We start from the raw sequence: 22600 nt of genomic DNA on the forward strand, positions 1-22600 counted from the left end.
GATGCGCTTCCGCCACCCCGACGGCTCCACCGTCCACCTCGCCTACTGCACCAACGTCCACCCCGCCGAAACCCTCGACGGCGTCCTCGCCCAGCTCCGCGACCACTGTGAGCCCGTCCGCCGCCGTCTGGGCCGGGACCGCTTGGGCATCGGCCTCTGGCTCGCCCGGGATGCCGCCCGCACGCTCGACTCCGACCCGTCCGCCCTGCGCGGTCTGCGCGGCGAACTCGACCGGCGTGGCCTCGAAGTCGTCACCCTCAACGGCTTCCCGTACGAGGGCTTCGGCGCCGAAGAGGTCAAGTATCGTGTGTACAGGCCGGACTGGGCCGATCCCGAACGCCTCGACCACACCACCGCCCTCGCCCGCGTCCTCACCGGCCTCCTCCCGGACGACGTCACCGAGGGCAGCATCTCCACTCTGCCCCTGGCCTGGCGCACGGCGTACGACGACGCACGCGCCGAGACGGCCCGCACCGCCCTGCGGACGCTGGCCGAACGGCTTGACTCACTCGAGGATCTGACCGGCCGCTCCATCCGTGTCGGCCTGGAACCCGAACCCGGATGCACCGTCGAGACCACGCAGGACGCCATCGCCCCGCTGACCGCGATCGCCCACGAACGCATAGGCATCTGCGTCGACACCTGCCACCTCGCCACCTCCTTCGAGGACCCGCACACCGCCCTCGACGCCCTCGCCGAGGCCCGCGTCCCCGTCGTCAAGTCCCAGCTGTCCGCGGCCCTGCACGCCGAAAACCCCCACTTGCCCGAGGTCCGCGACGCCCTCGCCGCCTTCGACGAGCCCCGCTTCCTGCACCAGACCCGGACCGCCCCCACTCTCAATTCCGTTCGAGCGGGAGGGACCCCCATCGCCGCCGGCCTGCGCGGCACCGACGACCTCGGGGAAGCCCTGGGCGCCGACGTGCTCCCCGACGCCGCGCCCTGGCGCGCCCACTTCCACGTCCCGTTGCACGCGGCCCCCGCCGCACCGCTCACCTCCACCCTCCCCGTTCTGAAGGCCGCGCTGACCCGCCTGGCCGGCGGCCCCCACCCGCTCACCCGCCACCTCGAGGTCGAGACGTACACCTGGCAGGCACTGCCGCCCGAGCTGCGCCCCCGCGACCGTGCCCGGCTCGCCGACGGCATCGCCGCCGAACTCGCCCTCGCCCGCGACCTGCTGACCGACCTCGGCCTGAAGGAGCTGCCATGAGCCGGCCAGGCGGACCGACACCGCTGCTCGTCCTGGACGTCGTCGGCCTCACGCCCCGGCTCCTGGACCACATGCCCCACCTCAAGTCCCTCGCCGGGTCCGGCTCCCACGCATCCCTCGGCACCGTCCTGCCTGCCGTCACCTGCGCTGCCCAGTCCACCTTCCTCACCGGGACCCTGCCGTCCGAGCACGGCATCGTCGGCAACGGCTGGTACTTCCGCGAACTCGGCGAGGTCCTGCTGTGGCGGCAGCACAACGGCCTCGTCGCCGGCGACAAGCTGTGGGACGCCGCCCGCCGCGCGCACCCCGGCTACACGGTCGCCAACATCTGCTGGTGGTACGCCATGGGCGCGGACACCGACATCACCGTCACCCCCCGCCCGGTCTACTACGCCGACGGCCGCAAGGAACCCGACTGCTACACCCGGCCGCCCACCCTGCACGACGAACTCACCGAGAAACTCGGCACGTTCCCCCTCTTCCACTTCTGGGGACCCGGCGCCGACCTGGTCTCCAGCCGCTGGATCATCGACGCCACCCGCCACATCAACCGCACCCGCCACCCCGACCTGACACTCTGCTACCTCCCGCACCTCGACTACGACCTGCAGCGCTACGGCCCCGACGACCCCCGCTCCCTGCAGGCGGCCACCGACCTCGACGCCGCCATGGCGCCCCTGCTGGACGACGCCCGCGCCGAGGGCCGTACCGTCGTCGCGCTGTCCGAGTACGGCATCACCCGCGCCGACCGTCCGATCGACATCAACCGCGCCCTGCGCCGGGCGGGCCTGCTCGAGGTACACACCCAGGACGGCATGGAGTACCTCGACCCGATGACCTCCCGCGCCTTCGCCGTCGCCGACCACCAGATCGCCCACATCTACGTACGCCGCCCCGAGGACCTGGACGCCACCAGGGCCGCACTCGACGGCCTGCCCGGCATCGAACAGCTCCTCGACGACGAGGGCAAGAAGGCCCACCACCTCGACCATCCGCGCTCCGGTGAACTCGTCGCCGTCGCCGAGCCGGACGCGTGGTTCACGTACTACTACTGGCTCGACGACGACCGCGCGCCCGACTTCGCCCCGCTGGTCGAGATCCACCGAAAGCCCGGCTACGACCCGGTCGAGCTCTTCATGGACCCGCTCGACCCCTACGTCAAGGTCAAGGCGGCCACCGCCCTGGCTCGCAAGAAACTCGGTCTGCGCTACCGCATGGCGGTCGTCCCCCTCGACGCGTCCCCCATCCGAGGCAGCCACGGCCGCCTGCCCACGAGCGACGACGACGGTCCGCTCCTCATCTGCTCCACCCCCCGCGCCGTCGGCGACCGCCTCGCGGCCACCGATGTGAAGTCCCTCCTGCTCCGCCTCGCCGGTCTCGACGGAGCAGACCACCAGCCCAGAGAGAGGCACCCGTGAACGACATCCACGCAACCGACCAGGGCACCGACGACCAGTTGCGCCGCAGCCTCGGTATCGGCCGCCGCAGCTTTTTGAGCACCTGCACCGCCGTGGCGGCCGGGGCGATCGCCGCTCCCGTCTTCGGCGCGGCCCCCGTGCAGGCGGCGACCGCCACCGAGTCGAACGGTGAGGCCAAGGGCCATCTGCTCGTTCCCGAGGACAAGCGTGGCATCATCCTCTACACGGTCCGCGACGCCACCGGCCGCGACCCGCTCTCGACCAACCTGCCCTCCGGCTTCCGCGCCGTCTTCGAGCAGCTGGCCCGCTTCGGCTACCGGCAGGTGGAGTTCGCCGGTTACGGCCAGCACCGCAACGCCCCCGGCGGCGCCAACCTGGAGACTCTCGAGGGCGCCCGGCTGATGCGCGGCTGGCTGGACGAGTACGGGCTGCGCGCGCAGGGCAACCACGGCTTCATTCCCGGTTCCTGGCCCCTGACCACCGCCGACCTGGACACCTTCAAGCAGCACCTGGAGATCGCCAACATCCTCGGCATGGACCACATGGGCACGGGTGGCGACCCCACCAACAGCTCCTACAAGGCCGACTGGGACGTGGCGGCGGACAAGTGGCACGCCCTCGGTGAGATCGCCCGTAGCGCCGGGATCAAGCTCTACACCCACAACCACGACGCGGCGTACGGCTTCCTGCTCGACGGCGGCCCGCTCGACGCCCAGGGCCGCCCGACCCGCAGCTCCGGCATCCGCAAGCTGGAGTACTTCCTGTCCATCACCGACCCCAAGCTGATCTGGCTGGAGATGGACATCTACTGGGCGCACGTGGCCCAGTACAAGTTCCGCACCCACACCGACCACGACGGGGCCACCCGGGAGAACATCTTCGACCCGGCCGGCCTGGTCGCCGGCCACAACAAGCGCTACCCGCTGTTCCACGCCAAGGACGGCGTCATCAACGCCACCAACGGACAGGGCTACGACATGGTCCCGTTCGGCACCGGCGTCATCGACTACACGACGTTCTTCTCCCGCGTCGGCCACCCTCACTACCACAACCCGATGGTGGAGCAGGACAACGCGCCGAGCTCCACCAACCTGGCGCAGTCCATGGAACACGCGCGGATCGGCTACCAGAACATGGCCGCCCTGCGCCGCAAGTAGCGAACCGACGCCGGGCGTACACGAAGCGGCGCGAGGAGGCTCTCCCCGGATATGGGGGAGAGCCTCCTCGCGCCGTCGTAGGACGTCAGGTCGCGGGCCGGGTCCGCGCGTCCGCGGACCCGGACTCGTCGCTACTTCTGTGGGGGCGCCGGTCGCCATGCCCGGCGCCGGCACCGACCGCCGTTCTCCCCCTCGACGTGGGTGCGGAGATACGGAAGAGCCGGGCCCGGGGCTATTGCTCCGGGCCCGGCATCGGCCGCTCTGCGAACTACAGGTTCCGCACCCGGATGTTGCGGAACTCGATCAGGTCGTTGTTGCTGTGGTTCTGCAACCCGATGTACCCCTTGAGGAACTGGCGCAGGTCCGTGGGCGGGTCACCGGCCCGGGACGACGACTTGCCGGGCGTGTTGTCGAACTCGTTGATCACCACGCCGTTGCGGATGATCGTGTAGTGCTGCCCGACCGCGCGGATCTCGTAGTCGTTCCACCGTCCCTTGGGGGTCACCCCCGCCTTGTCCAGGCTCAGTGGCTTGAAGTTGTACACCGAGCCGGTCTTCTGGACCTCGCCCGTGGCCCCGTCGTAGATCTGGATCTCCTGGCCGCAGTAGATCGCGACCCACTCGGGGGCGGTGCGAGCCGAGCCGACGGTCCCGCAACTGCCGGGCGGGCGGTCGGCCAACGGCGTCCGCGGGTCCGGGAACCGGATGAAGACCCCGCTGTTGGCGTTGCCGGGATCCGGAGCCATGTCCCGGAACTGGAGCCTGACCGAGAAGTCTCCGAGCTCCTGCTTGGGGTACCAGAGCATGCCCATGCCGCCGGAGCTGCGTATGGTGCCGTCGGGCTGGAGTGAGAACTTCCCGGCGCCTGCCTGCCGCCAGTCGGCCAGGCTCGCCGCGGTCCCGTCGAAGACGGGCTTGTATCCGGCGACCTTGCCGATCTCGCTCTGAGCCGCCGCTCTACTGATCGCCGACGACTCGCGGTTGTCGAGGACGCCCTCCTTGCGGAGGTCATTGACCACGGAGTTGACGTGGCTGACGAACTCCCCGTGGTTCGGCCAGGAGGCCTCGTCGTCGATCAGGTCGTTGACCGTGCAGCCGCCGCTGGCGCGGTGGTTGGTCACGCCGGTGTCGGTGTCGAGCAGCTTGACGGTCGGCCGGGCGTCGGGGGCCGGGCAGCCGGCCTTGGCGTCGAACGTCGCGGTGGACTTCTCACCGTCGGCGTAGGTGACCGTCAGCTTCGCGTGGTATGTGCCGTAGTCGGCGTAAGTGTGCGTCGGGTTGGCCTCGTGCGACGGCTTGCTGCCGTCACCGAAGTCCCACTCCCAGTCCACACCGCCGGCCTTGGCGCTGGAGAACGCCACCGTCCTGGGCTTGCTCTGGTTGATCACGCGCGCCCCGGCGTCCTGCGGCTTCGGGGTGGCCGGGCCACCCTGGTAGGTGATGCGGATGAGCTTCTGGTTGGAGTGCAGACTGAAGAAGCCGCCCGCGTAGTCGAGCATGTACAGCGCACCGTCGGGGCCGAACTTGGCGTCCATCCAGCTCTGCAGCTGGGTGCCGCCGCTGCCGGGCGCGATGATGCTGCGCAGGTCCTCGCCGAAGGCCGGCGCGCCCTGGTCCTTGACGTGGTCCGGGTCGAGGGTCACCGCAACCCGGTTGTTGGCGTTGGACTCGTCACCGATGAACCACTTGTCCTCCCAGTAAGCCGGCCAGGCCACGCCGCTCTTGGTGTCCACCTGGGAGCGGTGGTAGGTCGGACCGGACATGATGGCCTGGCCGCCGCCCTTGAGGTACGGCTGGGTGTAGGTGGCCTCGCTGTCGACGTAGCTCGGGACACCGCTGCCGTCGGAGCGCTTGGGGAAGACCGGGCCGCCGCCTTGGGGCGAGTACCAGATCATGTTGTCGCGGGCCGGCGGGATGTCCACCAGGCCGGTGTTGCGCGGCGACTCGTTCTTGAGGTGGTCGCAGTCGTACCAGCCGGTGAGGACACTGGCGTCGGTGTTGCTGCGGTCACGGTACGGCTGTCGGTTGCCCATGCAGTACGGCCAGCCCTGGTTGCCCGCGGAGGTGATGACCGTGGCCGTTTCATACTTGGCCGGGCCCAGTTCGGGGTTCGACGCTCCCGCGTCCGGCCCGACCCAGCCGGCGTTCAGCCAGTTGTGCACGGGGTCCACGGAGAGCCGTGCGATGTTGCGGACACCCATCACATAGATCTCCGGGCGGGTCTTGGCCGTTCCCGGCGGGAAGAGGTTGCCCTTGGGGATGGTGTAGGTGCCGTCGGACTCGGGGTGAATGCGGATGATCTTGCCGTTGAGGTCGTTGGTGTTGCCGGAGGTGCGGCGGGCGTCCTGGAAGGAGGTGCCCTTGTAGTCCTGGGTCCAGTTGTTCCCGGAGTAGCCGCTGGAGCCGCCGGAGGAGTTGCTGTCACCGGAGCCGATGTAGAGGTTGCCGTCCTTGTCGAAGGACATTCCGCCACCGGCGTGGCAGCAGCTGTGGATCTGCGTGTCCCAGTGGAGCAGGTCCTTGCGGGTGCCCTGGTCGATGGACTCGGTCGCGAAGTCGTAGGTCAGCCGGGAGACCGTCCGCTGGCCGATCCGCTTGTCGCGGTCGATCGACTCGTGCGGCATCCAATAGACGTAGATCCACCCGTTCTTCTCGAACTTCGGGTCGAGGGTGATGCCGACGAGGCCTTCCTCGTTCTTGACCAGTTCGTCACCGCTGCCCCGGTTGCCCATCACGTCGAGGGTGGTGAGCAGCTTGACCTTCTTGGTCTTGGGGTCCCACTGGTGGATGGTGCCGCAGCCCAGGCCGACCTTGGGGTCGTTCCAGTTGACGATCGGGCCGGACGGACAGGCGGCCTTGCCGATGTAGAAGGCCTTGCCGTCGGGAGCCATGGTGAGACCGTGCGGCTCCCCGATCTGGTCCAGCTGCCCGGCCTTGTTCTGGTCGGTCAGCCGCTCGGTCTTGTAGTTGGCGGCGATGGTCGCCTGACAGTCGCCGCGGACCATGCCGGTGGTCCACTGGATGGCGCCGAGGAGGTGGCTCTGGAACTTCGTGTCGGTGGTGTAGCTCTCCTCGGTGCGGCCCATGCCGGTGTAGAAGGACCGGCCGCCGTCATAGTCCCGGCACCACGAGATCGGGTGGAACGGGCCGTTGGCGCTGAGTCCCGGCTTGTACTTCCACTCCTCGACCTGGGCGATGGTGTGGACCTTGCCGACCGGGTTGGGGTCCCAGTTCATCCACTGGTCAGAGCGGGTCCAGGTGAGCGGCAGGTTCTTGTTGGCCGGATGTTGACGGTCCGTCACATCGACGACACCCTGCTGGACCTTGGAGTCCTGCGGAGGCGTCGGGTTGGCGCTGAAGAGCCGGAGTTCGGCCAGTTGAGTCAGCGGCTCACCGCTGTTCGCGGTGATCTCCAGCCGGTAGTGCTGGTAGGCCTGCTTGTTGGTGAACTGGAACTGCCTGGTCTGGAACCGCGACGAGAAGGTCTCGCCGGTCCGGGTGTCCAGGGTCGTCCAGTTCTGGCCGTCCTGCGAGCCCTGCAGCTTCCAGTCCTTCGGGTCCCGCCCCGGGTAGTCGTTGGCGGAGGTCAGCGCGTAGTTGACCACCGCGACCGGCTTGTCCAGCTTCATAGTGACCCAGCCGGTCGGCGCATGGGTCAACCACTTGGTGTCGTTCTTGCCGTCGAACAGCTTGTCCTTGGTCTCGTTCGGCGGGTTGTCCTCGTTGACCGCGTACTCGACGACCTTCTCGGGGTCGGGGAGGCCCAGGGCCGGGCGGGTGCCGATCAGGCCGGTGAACCAGGAGGAGTCGCCCTGGGCCCGAGCGGCGTCGTGGACGCCGACGAAGCCTCCGCCGTTGTTGATGTACGACTGGAACGCGGCCTCCTGCTCGGCGTTGAGCGTCACGCCGTCGGCCGACAGGAACACCACCCCTCGGTACTTGGCGAGGTTGGCGGTGGTGAAGGCGCCGGGGTCATCGGACTCGACGACCTTGAAGCCGTTCTTCTCGCCGAGGTTCTCGATCGCCGTCGTGGCGCGCTTGACCGGGTCGTCCTGCTTGGCGGCCGGTCCGTGGAAGACCAGGACGTTCACCTGTGCTTCAGTGTCGACGCCCTGGTCCTGGCTGCGTTCCGAGGTCGGCTGCGCGTGTGCCTGCACTGCCGGCATCGCGGACAGCCCCATGGCCAGCGCGGCGCTGGACAGCAGGACTACCGCGCGGCGCCAGGACCGCGCGTGCCGAGGGGTTCGCACCGGACTCGAAGGCGGCGCTCCGCTTCTTCGTGACGGGGCGAACCGGTCTCTCATGCCCATGGTTGCTCCTTGACTCGATCCGACAACGGAAGAGTGATCAGGAAATGGAGCGAGGGCTGCCGCAGGCAGCCTTGCCCGACGTGCGCCCGGTGAGGCGGATTTCGGCGGGCGGTCACGATGCCCGGGAAGGACGGGGTGCCGGAGCAGGGAGGTCAGGTTCGCCTCAGGTCCTTGCGGGCGAGGACCGACCGGCGGCAGTTGGTACACGCCCGACAGGCCGGTGACGGGCGTGGCTTCGGGGGCGAAACCCGGGTCTGGACCCCGCCGCTGCTGCCCAGGGTCTTTCGTTTGGATCGGCTGGATCGGGGAGCGGTGCCAGGGCCCGCGAACCCGGCGTGATCCAAACGAGCGGCCCCAGTGCCCCGGCAGGCAACGTTTGCCCGTTAAGGAGCGGCGTCCGGTGCGTGCTCTCGGCGTGCCGGCCGGAAGCCCTCGTACTGGATGTACTTGGGTTTTCGGCCTGTGGGGCGAGAGTGCGTGCCGGGCGTCGCGACGGGGCGAACGTTGCCTGTTGGGGCACTAGTGGTGGGGCATGCCGCCGGGGACCGTGCCGTCGGCCTCGGTCACGAGGAAGATCCCGGCCATGCCCATGTCCGCGTGGCTCTGGACGTGGCAGTGGTACATCCAGGCACCCGCGCCGACCCGGTCGCCCGCGATCACCTGGAACCCGAAGGAGTCCGCGGGGCCGACGGTCTTGGTGTCGATGACCCGGCTCACGTCCTGCGGACCCTGCAGGATCCCGGTGCGGTTGTCCACCCAGCGGTGGCCGTGCACATGAAAGGTGTGGAAGAAGTCCCCGTGTGTGATCACGATGAACTCCACTCGCTCACCGCGTACGGCCTTGAAGGTGGGTGCGGCGTGGGCGGCCTTGTTGTTGATCGTCATGTCGTTGAACACGACCGTGAACTGCTTGTCGGGCAGCACGTCGCCCTTGCGGCGCACGATCACGGGGCCGTACAGACCCTTCTTGATGCCGCCCGTGCCGTGTTCGGTCCCCACGTTGTGATCATGATAGTGCCAGTAGCCGGCGCTACCGGCCTCCCACGTCCCGTCGTGGTTCGGTCCCGGGGCATGGGTACGCCAGACGTAGGTCCGTCGACCGCCCGGCTCGACGACGCTGTCGTTCATCTTGGTGCCGTCGCTGGCGATGTCGTAGTCCATGCCGTGCACGTGCAGACTCGCGGCGACGTCCAGGTTGTTGACGACCTCGATGTGCATCGTGTCGCCCTCGGTCAGCTCGATGAGCGGGCCGGGAATCGTTGCCTGACCGGGCTGCAGGCCGTAGCCCATCTCCCCGTTCGGCAGCTTCTCCATGTACACCGTCAGATTGCGAACGTTGCCCTTGTTGTTGCCTTGACCGTTTCCTTCACCGGGCTTGTCCTTCGGGGCGGCAGCGGCGGTGGTGCCGAGCACCGCGGGCACGATCGCCGCAGCGGCCGCCCCGGTGGCGAACGCTCGCCGTGAGAAGTGGCGTCTCGTGCCTGTGCCTGGGTCGGTCATCGCTCTCCATTCCTTGAAAAGCGTGCGTGCCTGAAGGCGTTCCGTGGTCGTGATGTGAGCGGCCGCCGACGGCATCTGTCCCGTCACGGCGGTACGCGGTGGCGCGTCGAGCGTTCAGCCTCGCGAGATGGGCGAGGCGTTCGTCGGACCGGACTCTGACGGGGCCGATCGGCTTGGCTCGATGGGCCGGATGCGCCCGGGATCAGATCGGCTGGGCGAACAGGATTCGCCTCGGGACTGCCTCACCGTAACGGGCGATCCTCCAGTTTTTCCAGACTCAGGTCAAAGTTGGTTGGATTCTGGTCATAGGTCTTGGCGGCCAGTCAAAAGATGGCTAGCTTCCCACCGATACCGCATTGAATGAGGTTGCGTGAACCCTACCCTCGGGTTCGCGGTGCCACCGGCCTCTCAGCGACAGCGGCGGATGCCGCCTGTTCGTGAGTGACGGCGGCCACCGCCGTCGTCACGCCCCGGCGATCACCAGCGCGGCACTCGCCCCGCTTCGTCCAGGGCGCCGGTCCGGTGAGCGGAGTACTCGCGCCTCGATACGTGCTCATCCCGGCGGCTGGTCGTCCACCCGGCGGGACCGCGAGTTCAGCGCGGTGCCGCACAAGCGAATCCCCGAAAGGTGCAGCGGTGTTCAGAAGACTGCTCCATGCCCAGACGGATCCGCCCCCCTCAAGTTCCGTGCGACGCAACCGATTCAAGGCGCACCCGACGCTCGTGATGCTGGTGGCCGTTGTCTTCACGGCTCTCTCGCTGGCCGTGCCGGCCGCGTACGCGACGGTGAGCCGCGCGGCGAAGACTACAGCGACCCAGGTGCTGACCTGGACGGCCGGCGACGATTACACGAGGTACGCGTCCGCCCCCACCACCGCGGTGGCCGGCCCGGCGACCATCGTGTTCGAGAACAGCGCGGCTACCGGCAACACGACGGGGATGCCGCACACCCTGACGTTCGACACCTCGAACTCCGACTACAACACCGATGTCAGCCTCAACATCCAGGCGAGCCCCTCGGACTCCAACGGAGGCAGGCACACGGCCGAGGTCACCCTCACGCCCGGCGTCTACCACTACTTCTGCGCGATGCCGGGCCACCAGCTGATGTCGGGTGAGCTGATCGTCACCGCCGCGCCCGGCGACGACACCACCGCGCCGGAGACGTCGGCAACCGTGTCGGGTACGAAGGATGCTTCCGGGAACTTTGTGTCGAGTGCGACGGTGACGGTGACCGCTTCGGACTCGGAATCGGGTGTGGCGAGTATCCAGTACTCGCTGGATAATGCCGCGTTCGTGACGTACTCCAAGCCGGTCGATGTCAGTAGCGTGGGTCATCACATGCTGGCCTATAAGGCAACGGACAAAGCGGGGAACACCTCTCCGGTGAAGTCCGTGGAGTTCACGGTGGTGGCGGCTCCTCCGGAGGACAAGACACCACCGGACACATCGGCAACCGTGTCGGGGACGAAGGACGCTTCCGGGAACTATGTGTCGACTGCGACCGTAACCGTGACCGCCTCGGACACGGAATCGGGTGTGGCCAAGATCGAGTACTCGCTCGATGGTGCGGCATATGTCGCTTACACGGCCCCGGTCGGGGTGAGCAGCGTGGGTCGGCATACGTTTGCCTATCGGGCGACGGATAAGGCGGGGAACGCATCACTGGTGAAGTCCGTGGAGTTCACGGTGGTGGCGGCTCCCCCGGAGGACAGGACGCCGCCGCAGGCGTCGGCCTCCGTCTCCGGCACGAAGAACGACTCCGGTGACTACGTCGGCAGCGCGACGGTGACGGTGACCGCTTCGGATACGGAATCGGGTGTGGCCAAGATCGAGTACTCCCTCGACGGCGGCCCCTACCTGCAGTACTCCGCTCCGGTGGTGATCGACCGAGCCGGAAGCCACACCTTCGTCTACCGAGCCACCGACAAGGTCGGCAACACGTCCACGCCGCAGTCGCTGTCCCTCACCATCGTCGACAGCAAGCCGCCGGCCGACTGTCCCGAAACTGACTCCCACTCCACCGTGTTCGTTGGCTCGATCAACACCGGTGTCCCGAACCGCGTCACGGCCAACGGCTGCACGATCAACGAGCTGATCGAGGATCACCGGGCCTGGGACAACCACGGCGCGTTCGTCTCGCACGTCGGGGAGATCGTAGCGACGCTACGGAAGGAGGGAATCCTCGACCAGCGAGAGGCCGCCGAGATCAAGAAGGCAGCCGCCCAGTCCGACATCGGCATGCCGAAACGTGGTTCCGCCGGTCACTGAGTCGCGGCCGGAGCGGTGACGCCGCCTGATCCGTGTGCCTTGGCGGGCCGCATCAGCAGCCGCCGCGGCGACCCGGACAGCACACCAGGCCCGATGGGGTGAAGAGCCGGACGGCTCCACCCCATCGGGCCTGGCCACCTCTGTGACACGGCTGTGCTGCTTCGAACCGGCTTTGCCCATCGGCTGATGAACGTCCCGCCCGATCGTGGTCAAACGAGAGGAAGCACCAGATCAGGCAGCTGCCGAGACCATCGCCGGGGGGTCGGGAGACTGCGGGAACTCACGGAAACATGGACATATTCTCTGAACTCTGATATCGGCGTCGAGAGTGGTGAACTCGCGGCATCTGTCAGGGCAGGTGTCGGCGAGTCTCTGCCCAGACGAGGAGTTGATTCCGTACTGGGTTGGGTTGCAGGTGGTCGACAAGCCTGTCCAGATGGGCCGTCAGGTTCTTGTGCCGCCGTAGCTCGCTTATCTGCTCGACTGCGAGGTCGCGCCAGTGATCGGCGAGAGCACGGGCCTCAGCGCGCGAGCCTGCGGACCGCCGCGAACAGTGGACGCGTACCGGCTGCGGGGCGGGGGAAGCGTCCTTGACCTACGGCACTACGACAGTCAGTGATGTGCCGGTCAGTTGGAAACCGAGCTTCTCGTAAACGCGACGGGCTGGATTCGCATCGCTCACGACGAGCGAGACATCGGCCAGTCCGTCGGCCGCAGCGTCGCTGAGCACCCGACGCAGCAGATTGGCGCCAAGGCCCGCGTAGAGGGCTTCGGGTCGGCGGAACACGTCCGCGATCCACGGCAGGCCGTCGCGGTCGGTGATGATCGCCCCAGCGACAACGCGGTCCGTCTCGTCCACCACCAAGGCGCTGCACGGAAGGACCGGCCCGAGAACGGAGCCCGCCAGCATCGGTGCCAGGCGCTCGTTGAGCGCTTCTTCGTCGCTGCCGCGATGGTGGTCGGGATGGTCGACAGGAAAGGCGGCTCGCCAGGCCGAGAACACCGCATCGGCATGGAGGTCGCAAGGAACTGCCCGAAGTCCGTTGCCCAGGGCGTGCGATGACCAGTCGGCCGGTGGCGGACACGCGGCCAAGTCCCTCCGCATTTCATGGGCGTGCCGCATCACCCGTGCGCCATGGCGCAGCAGTTGCTCACCAAGCTCGACGGATCCCGAGACTGCCCATCCGGACATACCGGCGACAATGGATTCCACGGGGTCGGGGCCGACCACTTCGGCCAGGTCCGCCCATGGGTGCCCCTCCCGAACACCCTGTAGATAAGTCAGGACCGGCATACCCTGCCCGTTGGTCAGGGTCTGGCGCTGCTCGTCGCTCTCAGTCACTTTTCATCCTTGATAGATCATGTATGCCTCGGCGCGGGCATTCTGCAGTTCCGCATCCGATGCCACAACAGAGTTTCCGCAGCTCGTGATGTTTCATACGGCGGCTTGACGGTCTCCGATCGTTGTGCACTGACCCTCAGTCACAGGCGGCTGGCGGATGGCCGTGCCCTGGAGATTGCGGGTCCGGCGCGCTCTGACCACAATCCGATACCAGTGGGCCCGCCTTCGGTCCGCGCCCGCGGTGGAACCCGAACACCCCGGAGGAGGACCGATGGTTTCACCGCACGATGCTGCGGCACCTGACCAAGACGCTGCACCCCGGGGTACTCAACTGGCGACGATCCGCTCAGGAGTGTGCCCGTCACGCTGGCAGTGAGCACGGATCCGGGATGCCTCTCTGACAGAACGGGAAAGGGGCGCGCCCACGACCTCGTGGGCGCGCCCCGCCGTTGTGTGACTTTGGTGCGGGTGTGTCAACTCAACGATTCCACCCGGATGTTGCGGAACCGCACCTTGTTTCCGTGGTCCTGCAGGCGGATCGCCCCGGCCGACGGTCCCTCCGGTGCCCCGCCGCCGGTCGGCCCGTCGATCGCGACGTAGTCGTGGACCTTCTTGCCGTTCCACACGACCGTCACCCGCGCGTCGGCGGTCTTGCGGCCGCTGTCGTCGAATCGTGCCGCGTGGAACGTGATGTCGTACGTCTGCCAGGTCTCCGGCGCCGTCGCCGCGTTCACGTCGGGGGCCTTCTTCAGGTAGATCGCCCCGGCCTCGTTGGTGTCGAGCGTGGTGTCACCGTACGAGTCGAGGATCTGTATCTCGTAGCGGTCCTGAAGATAGACGCCGCTGTTGCCGCGGTTCTGGCCGGTCACGTCGTCCGGCAGCAGCGGAACCCGGAACTCCACGTGCAGCTTGAAGTCCTGGTAGGCCTCCTTGGTGCGGATGTCGCCGCAGCACACCTCCATCGACTGCTCGGCGGCGAGCGGCCACTCCACGCGCCGCCCGTCCGGATGCTGCCACTGAGCCTGGGAGGCGGTGGTGCCGTCGAAGAGGGTGACCGGGGCGCCGTGCGGACGCACGGTGATCAGGTCGAGGTTGACATGACCGGTGTCTCCGGCGTCGAAGCGGTACGCGAGGGTGTTGTGGCCCGCACGCAGGCCGACACGTTCGGTCCGGGTCGACCAGGCGTCCCACGTGCCAGTGGAGGGGAGCTTCGTCTGGCGTAGCTTCTCCCCGTTGGCGTACAGAGAGAGGGACTTGGTGCCCTGGAAGGGGTTGGGGCCGTTCGAGTAGCGCAGGTTCACGTCGTACTCGCCGGCCTCGGGGACCGTCACATCGAACGTAGTGGCCACCTTGCCCTCGGTGCTGTAGCGGTCGACGAAGCCGCTGCCCGAGTACCCGGTGTGGTCGGTGTTGACGCCGGCCGCGCCGGTCAGGCGCGCCTCCTCGGCCTCGTACAGCGTGGCGGGCGGCGGCTGCTGTCCCGGCATGGCATTGAGTGTGTACCAGGCCTCCGTGCTCCACAGCGTCTCGCCGGACGCGGACGCGAAGGGGCGCGGCGAGCGCACGTGCACGACGCGGCCGGGCTTGAGCCCGTCGAGGCGCAGCCGGACCGTGCGCCCGTCGTCGGCGAGCGTCGCCGAGCGGACGGCGAGCTGCTCCTCGGCGATCTTCGGGCCGCCGTAGTCCGATGTCGGGGTGTAGCGCCACTGCTCGGCCTGGTAGCGGGAGGCCAGCTTCTCGGCGGTGGCTTCGGACACCGGCTGGGTGTACTCCAGGTCGAAGCCGCCGGGCACGGCCCGCATCTCCTTGATGTCGAAGGTGTTGCCACCGTTCGGCGTCAGCTTCTGCAGGCCGAACCTGAGCTTGCCTTCCTGACCCCAGTTGCCGTCGGCGCCCAGGCCGCCCGCGTAGATCGCGCCGTCGGGGCCCATGGTGATCCGGTTGACGCCGGCTTCGAGCCCCTGCGTGTAGCGGAACACGGCTCCCTGGTACTGCCCCTTCACCTTCTCCAGGTAGCCGCGCTGGAGCCCGCCGTAGGTGACGTCACCGATGAGCATCTGCCCGGCGAACTGACCCTTGGTCAAGTAAAGTGGAGTGCTGGGGGAGTTGGCGATCTCGTTCTGCGGCAGCCACAGCACCGGCTGGGTGACGGGATGGTCGTCGAACGGGCCCGACGGCTCGACGTAGTGGTTGAAGAAGCGGTCCTGTTTGATCTGGACGAGCTTGTTGGCCGGCAGCCAGCCGCCCTGGTTGTCGGTGGTGAAGATGTCGCCGTCCGGACCCCAGCCGATCCCGTTGGGCGTGCGCAGACCGCCCGCGACCGGATGGATCTTCCCGGTCTTCTTGCTGATCTTGTATGTGGTGCCGCGGCCCGGGGCCGGCTGCGGGGTGGTGGTCGCCCCGCCGTAGTTGATGGCGACGGACAGGTTCACATAGAAGTAGCCGTCGCGGTAGAGCAGCCCGAAGGCGAACTCGTGGAAGTTCCCGCTGTAGGGCCAGGTGGCCACGGTGCGGTACTCGTCGGTGACGGAGTCGTTGTCGGTGTCGACGAGCTGGGTGAGCTCGTGCTTCTGCGATACGTAGAGGGAGCCGTCGACGTACTTGATGCCCATCGGCTCGCGCAGCCCGCTCGCGATCTTCTTGACGGTCACCTTGTCGCGGCTGGTGTTCCCGGTGACGTGGTCGAGGAGGTACACCTCGCCCGTCTTGTTCTGGGAGCCGCCCCACGTGCTGATGGCGAGCTGCCCGTCGGGCAGCCAGTCCATGCCGGTGACTTGCGGCTCGAACCCGTCCGGGCGCAGGTCGGTGAGGGTGAGGTCGGGGCGCACGTCGGTGAGCGGCAGTCCGTCACCGGGGCTGTCGGCGCCGGCCTCGCACTCCTTGCGGCCCGGCGATGTGACCCGTACGACCCCGGCGTCGGTGGTCAGCGACTCGCGCGGCACGACGGTGAAGTCGGTGGCGCCCGGCGGCTTCCAGCCGAGCGTGAGCTGCTGCCCGCCGGTGCGCTCGAAGTAGTCGATGTGGAACGGGTGGGAGCCTGCGGTGAGTTGGACGGCGCCGTCCTTGGGCTCGGCGGCGTGCAGTCCGTCGTGGTCGATGACCTCACGGTCGTCGATCGTGAGCCGTGACCCGTCGTCGCTGGTGAGACGGAAGGTGTACGTCCCGTCGGTGGGGATGACGAGGTAACCGGATGCCTGCGCCGAGAAGTTGTCGGCGAATCCGCCGAAGTCGTCGGTCGAGGACCAGTCCACGGTCGGCATCAGCTTGTCGTAGTTGGGTGTCTGGCCCGGCTTGAGGGTGCACAGCTTGCTGAGCGGGACCTGGGTGTCGAAGACGCGCAGGGTGACACCGGGTTCCTGGGGCGGGACATCGGCGGGTGCGGCGGCGGACGGGGGAGCGGCCGCTATCCCGCCTGCGAGGAAGCCGCCGATGAGCAATGCGGTGAGGTGTCTTCGGGCGCGGCGGAACGGAAGTGGATGCATCGGTCCTCCAGGACGGGACCGGAGGCCGCCGGATCGCACTCCGGTCGAGCTATACGGAAACGCGGATGCTGATGCCGAAGAGTCAGTACTCCTACGGTTGTGCCGTCACGGTAGGGGACTTCTGCCGATCGGGTCCATACTTTGTCATCAATGGGTTCAAAGTCTGGCCTGGGAAGCCCAGTTGAGCGTCCTCGGGATTCGGTCGCGGGGAGTGGCACCAGCACACCCGGGGCACCGGCGTGATGAACTACCGGCACGTCGAGCGGAAGTCGGTGTGCTTGAGTAGCCCGCGTTCCTCCAGCTTGGCGCACCGCACCGCGCACGGACCCGATGTGTGGGCGAGTCCGCACCCTTGTCTGCGCCGCGCCCATCAGCAAGCCGTCCTGGCGCCGGCCCAGCTCGGAGACGAACGCACTCTGCCCGGTCTGCTGACCGCATTGGACACGGGTACCGATGCCTGGCGCGCGGTGCACGCCGCAGGCTGTCTGCGCCAGGCCGTCTCCGAACTCGTGCCTCGGCTGATCCGCCGCCTCGCCGATGTCGACTTCTCCCAGGAGTGGCCCGACAGCAGAGCTTCCGCGCTCGCTTCCGCGCTCGCATCAGCCCTCGCGGATCTGGGAGACCCAGCCGCCGCGCCCGCACTCGCCGACGCCGTCAGTGCCGCTGCCCGGCACAAGCAGTGGCGCACTGCCGCCTCCGTCCTGGAGGCGCTCGCGTCCTTCGGCACCCGGGCTGCACCCGCCCTGGACGTCGTCCGCCCCCTGGCCGACGCGGAAGACGTGGACCTCCGCACGGGCGCGACGGGCGCCCTCTGGGAACTCGAACGCCACCCTGAGAGTGTCGTGACGCAGTTGGAGCGTCTCCTCGACAGCTACCGGAGCATCGACGCGGTACAAATTCTCGGCCGGATCGGTCCTCCCGCCGCAGCCGTGCTGCCGCGTCTGCGACAGGTGCTTAACGCGCAAGTCGAACAGAACGCACGGAACGAGCAGAACGATGCGGCCGTGCTGAACGCGGGGAACGCGGGGAACGCGTGGACCCTCGTCCATGTCGCGTCGGCGCTGTGGGAGATAGCACTGCCCCGAACTCGACGCCCTCACCCGCCATGTCCGTTCCTTCGCAGTCATGCTCACTGGCCGCAAGGGTGAGCGCCTGCCGGACTGGCTCGACGCCGTCCGGCAGGACGACCTGCCCAGCCTGCACACCCTCGCCGCAGGCATCGACCGCGACCGCGACGCCGTCATCGCCGGACTCACCCGGCCCTGGAATTCCGGTGTCGTGGAGGGGCATGTCAACCGGATCAAGATGCTCAAGCGCCAGATGTTCGCCTGTCCAGGCTTCGACCTCCCACGCAAGCGAGTCCTGCTTGCGTGACAGGCCTCGCGACCTCCCACTACTGGGGAACGGCCTATACCGGCTCCTCGTGCACGTCAATCTCGAAGGGCGCGCGTTCAAGCAGCAGTTCGAGATGCCTCTCCACAGCGGCGAACCACTGGTCGAGGTCCGCATCGGTGTCGTGAAAGAACCACGAGTCGAAGCACCCCAGGGCGTCCAGGACGGGTTCGGGCTCGTAGCGCAGTTCGCAGTGGACCTGCACGTAGTGGTCATGCTCACCGTCGACATCGCTGATGTCGAACTGTCGCGTGAGGTCCACCGTGAACGTCGGTCGCCCGTTGAAGGCGTACGTGCCGTACTGGAAGAGCAAGCCGTCGGAGTCGGGCATGGCCGCTGTGTCAAAGCGCTGCCGTCCGAATCGCATGAAGGCCAGCCATGCGGCTTTAGTGGTCAACTCGGCCGTCGTCGATCGCCCAGCCGCCAGCTCGGCACGCAGGATATTGAGGGCTTCCTCCAGTGGCGGTCTGTTGGGCACTCCAGCTCTCCTCGCTTCGTGAATCAGCAGCCTGTGAGGTTCCCTCGCTGGGCGGGAGTGGCTGACTAGCATGGCATTCGCGGTTCCGCTACCGGTGCCTGCCGCATCTCGTGTCCACACACATCGCACGTCACAGCCAGATCCTGTCATGGCAACTCCACACGTACCGCCGGCGGCAGGGGCCTTGGCCGAACCGCATTCCGCTAGCGGTTCTTAGTGCCGCATCAGGCAAGGTTCGCCCTGTTCGGGAACATGGTGAAAATTCGGGTGCGGGTCACCCCGCCCATAGCCAATGATGTTGATCGTGACTGGATATGTCGACGTTCCTGCCCGGCTGGGCGAGAGTGCTCTGTCTGATGGGCGGTTGCTTGGCTGGGCCGAGTGGGGGCCGTTGGACGGAGTGCCCGTTCTGTTGTGTCCGGGTGCGGCTACGAGCCGGTGGCTCGGGTTCGGTGCAGGCGTTGTCGAGGCGCTTGGGGTGCGCCTTGTCTCTGTGGATCGTCCGGGGCTTGGTGTCTCGACGCCCGCCCCCGGGCGGACCTTCTCTGACTTCGCTGGGGATATGCAGCAACTCTGTGTGTTGCGAGGGCTGGAGCGCCCGGTTGTGGCCGGGAACTCGCAAGGTGCACCGTTCGCTCTCGCCTGCGCTGCGGAGGGGGTCGCCTCGGCACTGGCTGTTGTCTCTGGTGCGGACGAGGTCGCCGCGCCGCAGTTTGCTTCTGTTCTGGAGGCGGACCTGCGTGGTCTCGTCGAGCGGACTGTGCGCGATCCGGTCGGCGCTGAGGAGTTTTTCGCGGGCTTCACTGCGGATGCGATGTGGGACATGGTCATGGCCGGGAGCCCAGGGTGCGACCTTGCCGTGTACCAGGATCCTGATTTCGCGGCTGGATACCGCAGGGCCTTGAATGAGGCATTTACTCAAGGTGCTGCTGGTTACGCCCGCGACACGGTCCTGGCGATGGGGCGGTGGCCATTCGCCCTCGACGAGATCACTGTCCCGGTCGATATCTGGTACGGCGAGCAGGACACCAGCCACTCGCCCGATAACGGAGCACTGCTCGCTGCCCGTATGCCCGGTGCAGATCACCATGTCGTGCCGGAGATAGGCGGCGCCCTGCTGTGGACACATGCCGAGTCGATCCTGACGTTGCTCCTTGAGAAGGCCATCACCGACGGGTAGGTGATCGGTTCATGGCCGTGCCGAGGCAGAAGGCGTGCGCGTGCCGGACAACGATCTCCGTCAAGCTGTGCGGGTGTGTCGGCGACGGCTGAAAAGTGGACCAGTAGCGACGCTTGAAAGTTGACCCCCTCCGGGGGCCGGGCTCGTTGAGCCAGGCCGGGAGGAAGGGTGATCAGCGTGGAGGACTGGGCGGAGATCCGTCGGCTGCACCGGACTGAGCAGATGCCGGTCCGGGCGATCGCCAGGAAGCTGGGTATCGCAAGAAACACCGTTCGCAGGGCGATTGCGGGCGACGCACCGCCGAAGTACCAGCGGGTGCCGAAGGGCTCGATCGTGGACGCAGTCGAGCCGCGGATCCGTGAACTGCTGGAGCAGTGGCCGGAGATGCCCTCGACGGTGATTGCAGAGCGGATCGGCTGGGACCGTGGGATGGCGGTCCTCAAGGACCGGGTCAGAGAGTTGCGGCCGGCCTACCGGCCGGTGGATCCGGCCTCGCGGACGGTCTATGAGCCGGGCGAGATCGCCCAGTGCGACCTGTGGTTCCCGCCCGCTGAGATCCCTTTGGGCTTCGGGCAGGCTGGGCATTCGCCGGTGCTGGTGATGGTGTCCGCCTACTCGCGGTGGATCCTCGCACGGATGCTGCCCTCGCGCTCGGCTGCCGACCTGATCGCCGGACACTGGCGGCTGCTGACCGAGCTCGGTGCCGTGCCACGGTTGCTGGTCTGGGACAACGCAGGTGCGGTCGGCTCCTGGAGGCCGGGTGGCCCCCGACTCACTGACGAGTTCGCCGCGTTCGCCGGGCTGCTGGGCATCAAGTTCGTGCTCTGCAAGCCCCGGGATCCGGATGCGAAGGGCCTGGTTGAGCGGGCCAACGGCTATCTGGAGACCTCGTTCCTGCCCGGTCGGGTGTTCACCAGCCCGGCGGACTTCAACGTCCAGTTGGCCGACTGGTTGTCCAAGGCCAACCGCCGGACCCACCGGAGCTTGCAGGCCCGCCCCTTGGACCGGATCGAAGCCGACCGCACCAGACCTCCGCCGTCTGGCAGCGCCGGCCGCATTAGGAATGCTGGGCTTGCAATATTGGCCTTCGAAGCCTAACCTTCCAATTATGGACACTCGCAATGCTCTGAACCGGTCCACCGCCACCGCGATCCGGGTGGCGCTGGGGATGCTCAAGCGACGCACCCGCGAGGCCGTGGCCGACGGGCAGTTGACGACCCCGGAGTTGTCCGCGCTGGCGCAGATCGATCGCAGCGCTCCGAGCACCGTCGCCGACCTCGCCCGTCTGCAGCAGATCACCCCGCAGGCGATGGGCTCCACCGTCGCGTCGCTGGAGAAGCACGGGCTGGTAACGCGGTCCCCGGACCCCAACGACCGGCGGCGATCGCTACTGACGGTGAGTGGCGCGGGCAGCGACGTCCTCCACTCCAGCCGCGACGCGAAATCCGATCGCATGGCCGTCGCGCTCGGCGAGTCGTTCACCGGCGACGAGGTCGCCACTCTGGCGGCTGCGGCTCCGCTGCTGGAACGCCTGGCCCAGCATCTCTGACCCTTGATCCGAACCAGCCCCCATGCCGAGCGTGCGGAGCCGATGACGTGCGGCCTCGACCGCGCATAGGGACGTGCGTATGTCAGTGACCGAAGAGCACTCCGCGGCTTTGCCTGCGTACAGTGGCCACCCGTTTTCCTGGCGTTTCGCCACGCCCCTGTTCGTCGGTTCGGCCCTCAACCCCATCAACAGCTCACTCATCGCGACGGCGCTACCGGTATTCATTCGCAGTGCATCGGGGTTCACCCTGGTGGTGAAGCGAATCTGAAGGGGCGACGCGGAGCGTCGGGGTGGTTTTCCGGCGGAGCCGGACAGGGCTTCACATGGGGCGGGTCGCTTTCGATGTCCGGTACCGCCCGCATGATCTCCTTCATGCACCACAGATGATCATCCGTGAACACCTTGTACCGGAAGTCGGTCACAAAGTCCAAGTGAACATGCATCACGAAAAATCACTGCCGACCGATCCGGATATTCTGCATCTCGGCCATAACTCAGGTACGTAGAGTCCTCGGTGTGCAGCTTCGGTACAGCTTCCGCTTGTACCCGCGACCAGGCCAGCGCGCTGCGCTGGCAAGGGCGTTCGGGTGCGCTCGTGTCGTGTTCAACGACGCGGTACGCGCCCGCGAGGACGCCCGTAGGCAGGGCGTACCGTTCCCGAAGGCCGCGGACCTGTCCCGCACCCTGATCACCCAGGCCAAACAGACCGCCGAGCGGTCCTGGCTGGGCGAGGTCTCCGCAGTGGTGCTGCAGCAGTCCCTGCGGGACGCCGAGAGCGCCTATCGCAACTTCTTCGCCTCGCTGAAAGGCGAACGCAAGGGCCCGAAGCTGGGCGCGCCGCGCATGAAGTCCCGTAAGGACGCACGGCAGTCGATCCGGTTCACCACAAACGCCCGCTGGTCCCTCACGCCGGCCGGGCGGCTGAACCTGCCGAAGATCGGTGAAGTGCGGGTGAGGTGGTCTCGCACCCTGCCGGCTGTCCCGTCCAGCGTCACCGTGATCAAGGACGCGGCGGGCCGGTACTTCGCCTCCTTCGTCATCGACACCGACCCGGCCGCCGACGCGGCCCGCGTGCCCAAGGCGGACCAGAGCATCGGCATCGATCTCGGACTGACCCACTTCGCGGTCCTGTCCGATGGCACGAAGATCGACTCTCCGCGGTTCCTGCGCCGCGCGGAGAAGAAGCTCAAGAAGGCCCAGCGGGAGCTGTCCCGCAAGCAGAAGGGATCCAAGAACAGGGAGAAGGCTCGTTGGAAGGTCGCTCGCGCCCACGCGAAGGTGACCGACGCACGCCGCGACTTCCACCACCAGCTCT

General features: G+C 67.6%; 14 protein-coding genes and 5 pseudogenes. 11 read left to right on the plus strand and 8 right to left on the minus strand.

The features are described 5' to 3' along the window. Position 1: 1 nt before the first annotated feature. From eboE to BIV24_RS06970, 3 genes are read left to right on the plus strand one after another with little or no spacing between them, the layout of a single operon-like run. Positions 2–1207 carry a metabolite traffic protein EboE gene (gene eboE, locus BIV24_RS06960; protein WP_071365287.1) on the plus strand — a complete coding sequence of 402 codons (1206 nt, stop codon included), beginning with the start codon at positions 2–4 and terminating at the stop codon, positions 1205–1207. Beyond that, on the plus strand, positions 1204–2625 hold the full coding sequence (locus tag BIV24_RS06965) for an alkaline phosphatase family protein (protein ID WP_071365288.1): 1422 nt from the start codon (positions 1204–1206) through the stop codon (positions 2623–2625). Before eboE ends, BIV24_RS06965 begins: the two co-directional genes overlap by 4 nt. After that, on the plus strand, positions 2622–3782 hold the full coding sequence (locus BIV24_RS06970) for a sugar phosphate isomerase/epimerase family protein (protein WP_071365289.1): 1161 nt from the start codon (positions 2622–2624) through the stop codon (positions 3780–3782). The genes BIV24_RS06965 and BIV24_RS06970 overlap by 4 nt, the downstream gene beginning before the upstream one ends. 268 nt (positions 3783–4050) lie before the next feature. Here BIV24_RS06970 and BIV24_RS35070 read toward each other — a convergent pair whose 3' ends face one another. From BIV24_RS35070 to BIV24_RS06980, 5 genes and pseudogenes are all read right to left on the minus strand, one after another. Beyond that, complete coding sequence (locus BIV24_RS35070) at positions 4051–4902, minus strand: 3-keto-disaccharide hydrolase (protein WP_342745240.1); 852 nt, start codon at positions 4900–4902, stop codon at positions 4051–4053. Between the two features lie 78 nt (positions 4903–4980). After that, positions 4981–5184 (minus strand): annotated as a pseudogene (locus BIV24_RS36185) (PKD domain-containing protein); the annotation flags it as partial. Between the two features lie 9 nt (positions 5185–5193). Beyond that, positions 5194–7143: pseudogene (locus BIV24_RS06975) on the minus strand (ThuA domain-containing protein); the annotation flags it as partial. Between the two features lie 3 nt (positions 7144–7146). Further along, positions 7147–8091 (minus strand): annotated as a pseudogene (locus BIV24_RS36190) (ThuA domain-containing protein); the annotation flags it as partial. Between the two features lie 519 nt (positions 8092–8610). After that, a complete protein-coding gene (locus tag BIV24_RS06980) occupies positions 8611–9591 on the minus strand; it encodes a multicopper oxidase domain-containing protein (RefSeq protein WP_071365291.1) in 981 nt (326 codons plus the stop codon). A gap of 726 nt (positions 9592–10317) precedes the next feature. Between BIV24_RS06980 and BIV24_RS06985 the strand changes: the two genes are divergently transcribed. Beyond that, positions 10318–11862 (plus strand): OmpL47-type beta-barrel domain-containing protein, encoded by a 1545-nt coding sequence (locus BIV24_RS06985; RefSeq protein WP_107459250.1) that lies wholly within the window; start codon positions 10318–10320, stop codon positions 11860–11862. A 595-nt stretch (positions 11863–12457) separates the two neighbouring features. Here the strand turns inward: BIV24_RS06985 and BIV24_RS06990 are convergent. Both BIV24_RS06990 and BIV24_RS06995 read right to left on the minus strand, forming a co-directional pair. Next, a complete protein-coding gene (locus BIV24_RS06990) occupies positions 12458–13204 on the minus strand; it encodes a GNAT family N-acetyltransferase (RefSeq protein ID WP_071365293.1) in 747 nt (248 codons plus the stop codon). Between the two features lie 473 nt (positions 13205–13677). Further along, positions 13678–16686 carry a 3-keto-alpha-glucoside-1,2-lyase-like domain-containing protein gene (locus BIV24_RS06995; protein ID WP_071365294.1) on the minus strand — a complete coding sequence of 1003 codons (3009 nt, stop codon included), beginning with the start codon at positions 16684–16686 and terminating at the stop codon, positions 13678–13680. 278 nt (positions 16687–16964) lie between these two features. On the opposite strand from BIV24_RS06995, the gene BIV24_RS33025 reads away from it, so the two are divergent. Then, the gene (locus BIV24_RS33025; RefSeq protein WP_143064568.1) at positions 16965–17834 is read left to right on the plus strand and encodes a hypothetical protein; all 870 of its coding nucleotides are present in this window, start codon (positions 16965–16967) and stop codon (positions 17832–17834) included. Beyond that, positions 17761–18060, plus strand: a pseudogene (locus BIV24_RS07005) (transposase); the annotation flags it as partial. The gene BIV24_RS33025 and the pseudogene BIV24_RS07005, both read left to right, overlap by 74 nt. 34 nt (positions 18061–18094) lie before the next feature. Here the strand turns inward: BIV24_RS07005 and BIV24_RS07010 are convergent. Continuing rightward, entirely contained in the window at positions 18095–18556 is a 462-nt protein-coding gene (locus BIV24_RS07010) for a hypothetical protein (RefSeq protein WP_071365297.1), read from the minus strand. A gap of 292 nt (positions 18557–18848) precedes the next feature. On the opposite strand from BIV24_RS07010, the gene BIV24_RS07015 reads away from it, so the two are divergent. The 5 genes and pseudogenes from BIV24_RS07015 to BIV24_RS07030 form a co-directional block, all read left to right on the plus strand. Further along, positions 18849–19736: an alpha/beta fold hydrolase gene (locus BIV24_RS07015; RefSeq protein WP_177198635.1), complete on the plus strand. Its 888-nt coding sequence runs from the start codon at positions 18849–18851 to the stop codon at positions 19734–19736. 168 nt (positions 19737–19904) lie between these two features. After that, positions 19905–20789: pseudogene (gene istA, locus BIV24_RS07020) on the plus strand (IS21 family transposase); the annotation flags it as partial. 55 nt (positions 20790–20844) lie between these two features. Next, the gene (locus BIV24_RS07025; protein ID WP_071365298.1) at positions 20845–21285 is read left to right on the plus strand and encodes a MarR family winged helix-turn-helix transcriptional regulator; all 441 of its coding nucleotides are present in this window, start codon (positions 20845–20847) and stop codon (positions 21283–21285) included. A gap of 79 nt (positions 21286–21364) precedes the next feature. Next, entirely contained in the window at positions 21365–21553 is a 189-nt protein-coding gene (locus tag BIV24_RS31370; RefSeq protein ID WP_079168059.1) for a hypothetical protein, read from the plus strand. Between the two features lie 248 nt (positions 21554–21801). Further along, positions 21802–22600: RNA-guided endonuclease InsQ/TnpB family protein (locus BIV24_RS07030; protein WP_107459253.1), on the plus strand; the 799-nt coding region annotated here is incomplete at its 3' end.

This window comes from Streptomyces colonosanans (assembly GCF_001866645.1).
Taxonomy (GTDB): Bacteria; Actinomycetota; Actinomycetes; order Streptomycetales; family Streptomycetaceae; genus Streptomyces; species Streptomyces colonosanans.

What these genes read in the sequence shown, in the direction of transcription:
- BIV24_RS07015 (WP_177198635.1), top strand. Translation starts at nt 18,849, where the DNA reads ATGATGTTGATCGTGACTGGATATGTCGACGTTCCTGCCCGGCTGGGC.
- BIV24_RS31370 (WP_079168059.1), top strand. Translation starts at nt 21,365, where the DNA reads ATGTCAGTGACCGAAGAGCACTCCGCGGCTTTGCCTGCGTACAGTGGC.
- BIV24_RS06985 (WP_107459250.1), top strand. Translation starts at nt 10,318, where the DNA reads ATGCTGGTGGCCGTTGTCTTCACGGCTCTCTCGCTGGCCGTGCCGGCC.
- BIV24_RS07025 (WP_071365298.1), top strand. Translation starts at nt 20,845, where the DNA reads ATGGACACTCGCAATGCTCTGAACCGGTCCACCGCCACCGCGATCCGG.
- BIV24_RS06980 (WP_071365291.1), bottom strand. Translation starts at nt 9,591, where the DNA reads ATGACCGACCCAGGCACAGGCACGAGACGCCACTTCTCACGGCGAGCG.
- BIV24_RS06965 (WP_071365288.1), top strand. Translation starts at nt 1,204, where the DNA reads ATGAGCCGGCCAGGCGGACCGACACCGCTGCTCGTCCTGGACGTCGTC.
- eboE (WP_071365287.1), top strand. Translation starts at nt 2, where the DNA reads ATGCGCTTCCGCCACCCCGACGGCTCCACCGTCCACCTCGCCTACTGC.
- BIV24_RS06995 (WP_071365294.1), bottom strand. Translation starts at nt 16,686, where the DNA reads ATGCATCCACTTCCGTTCCGCCGCGCCCGAAGACACCTCACCGCATTG.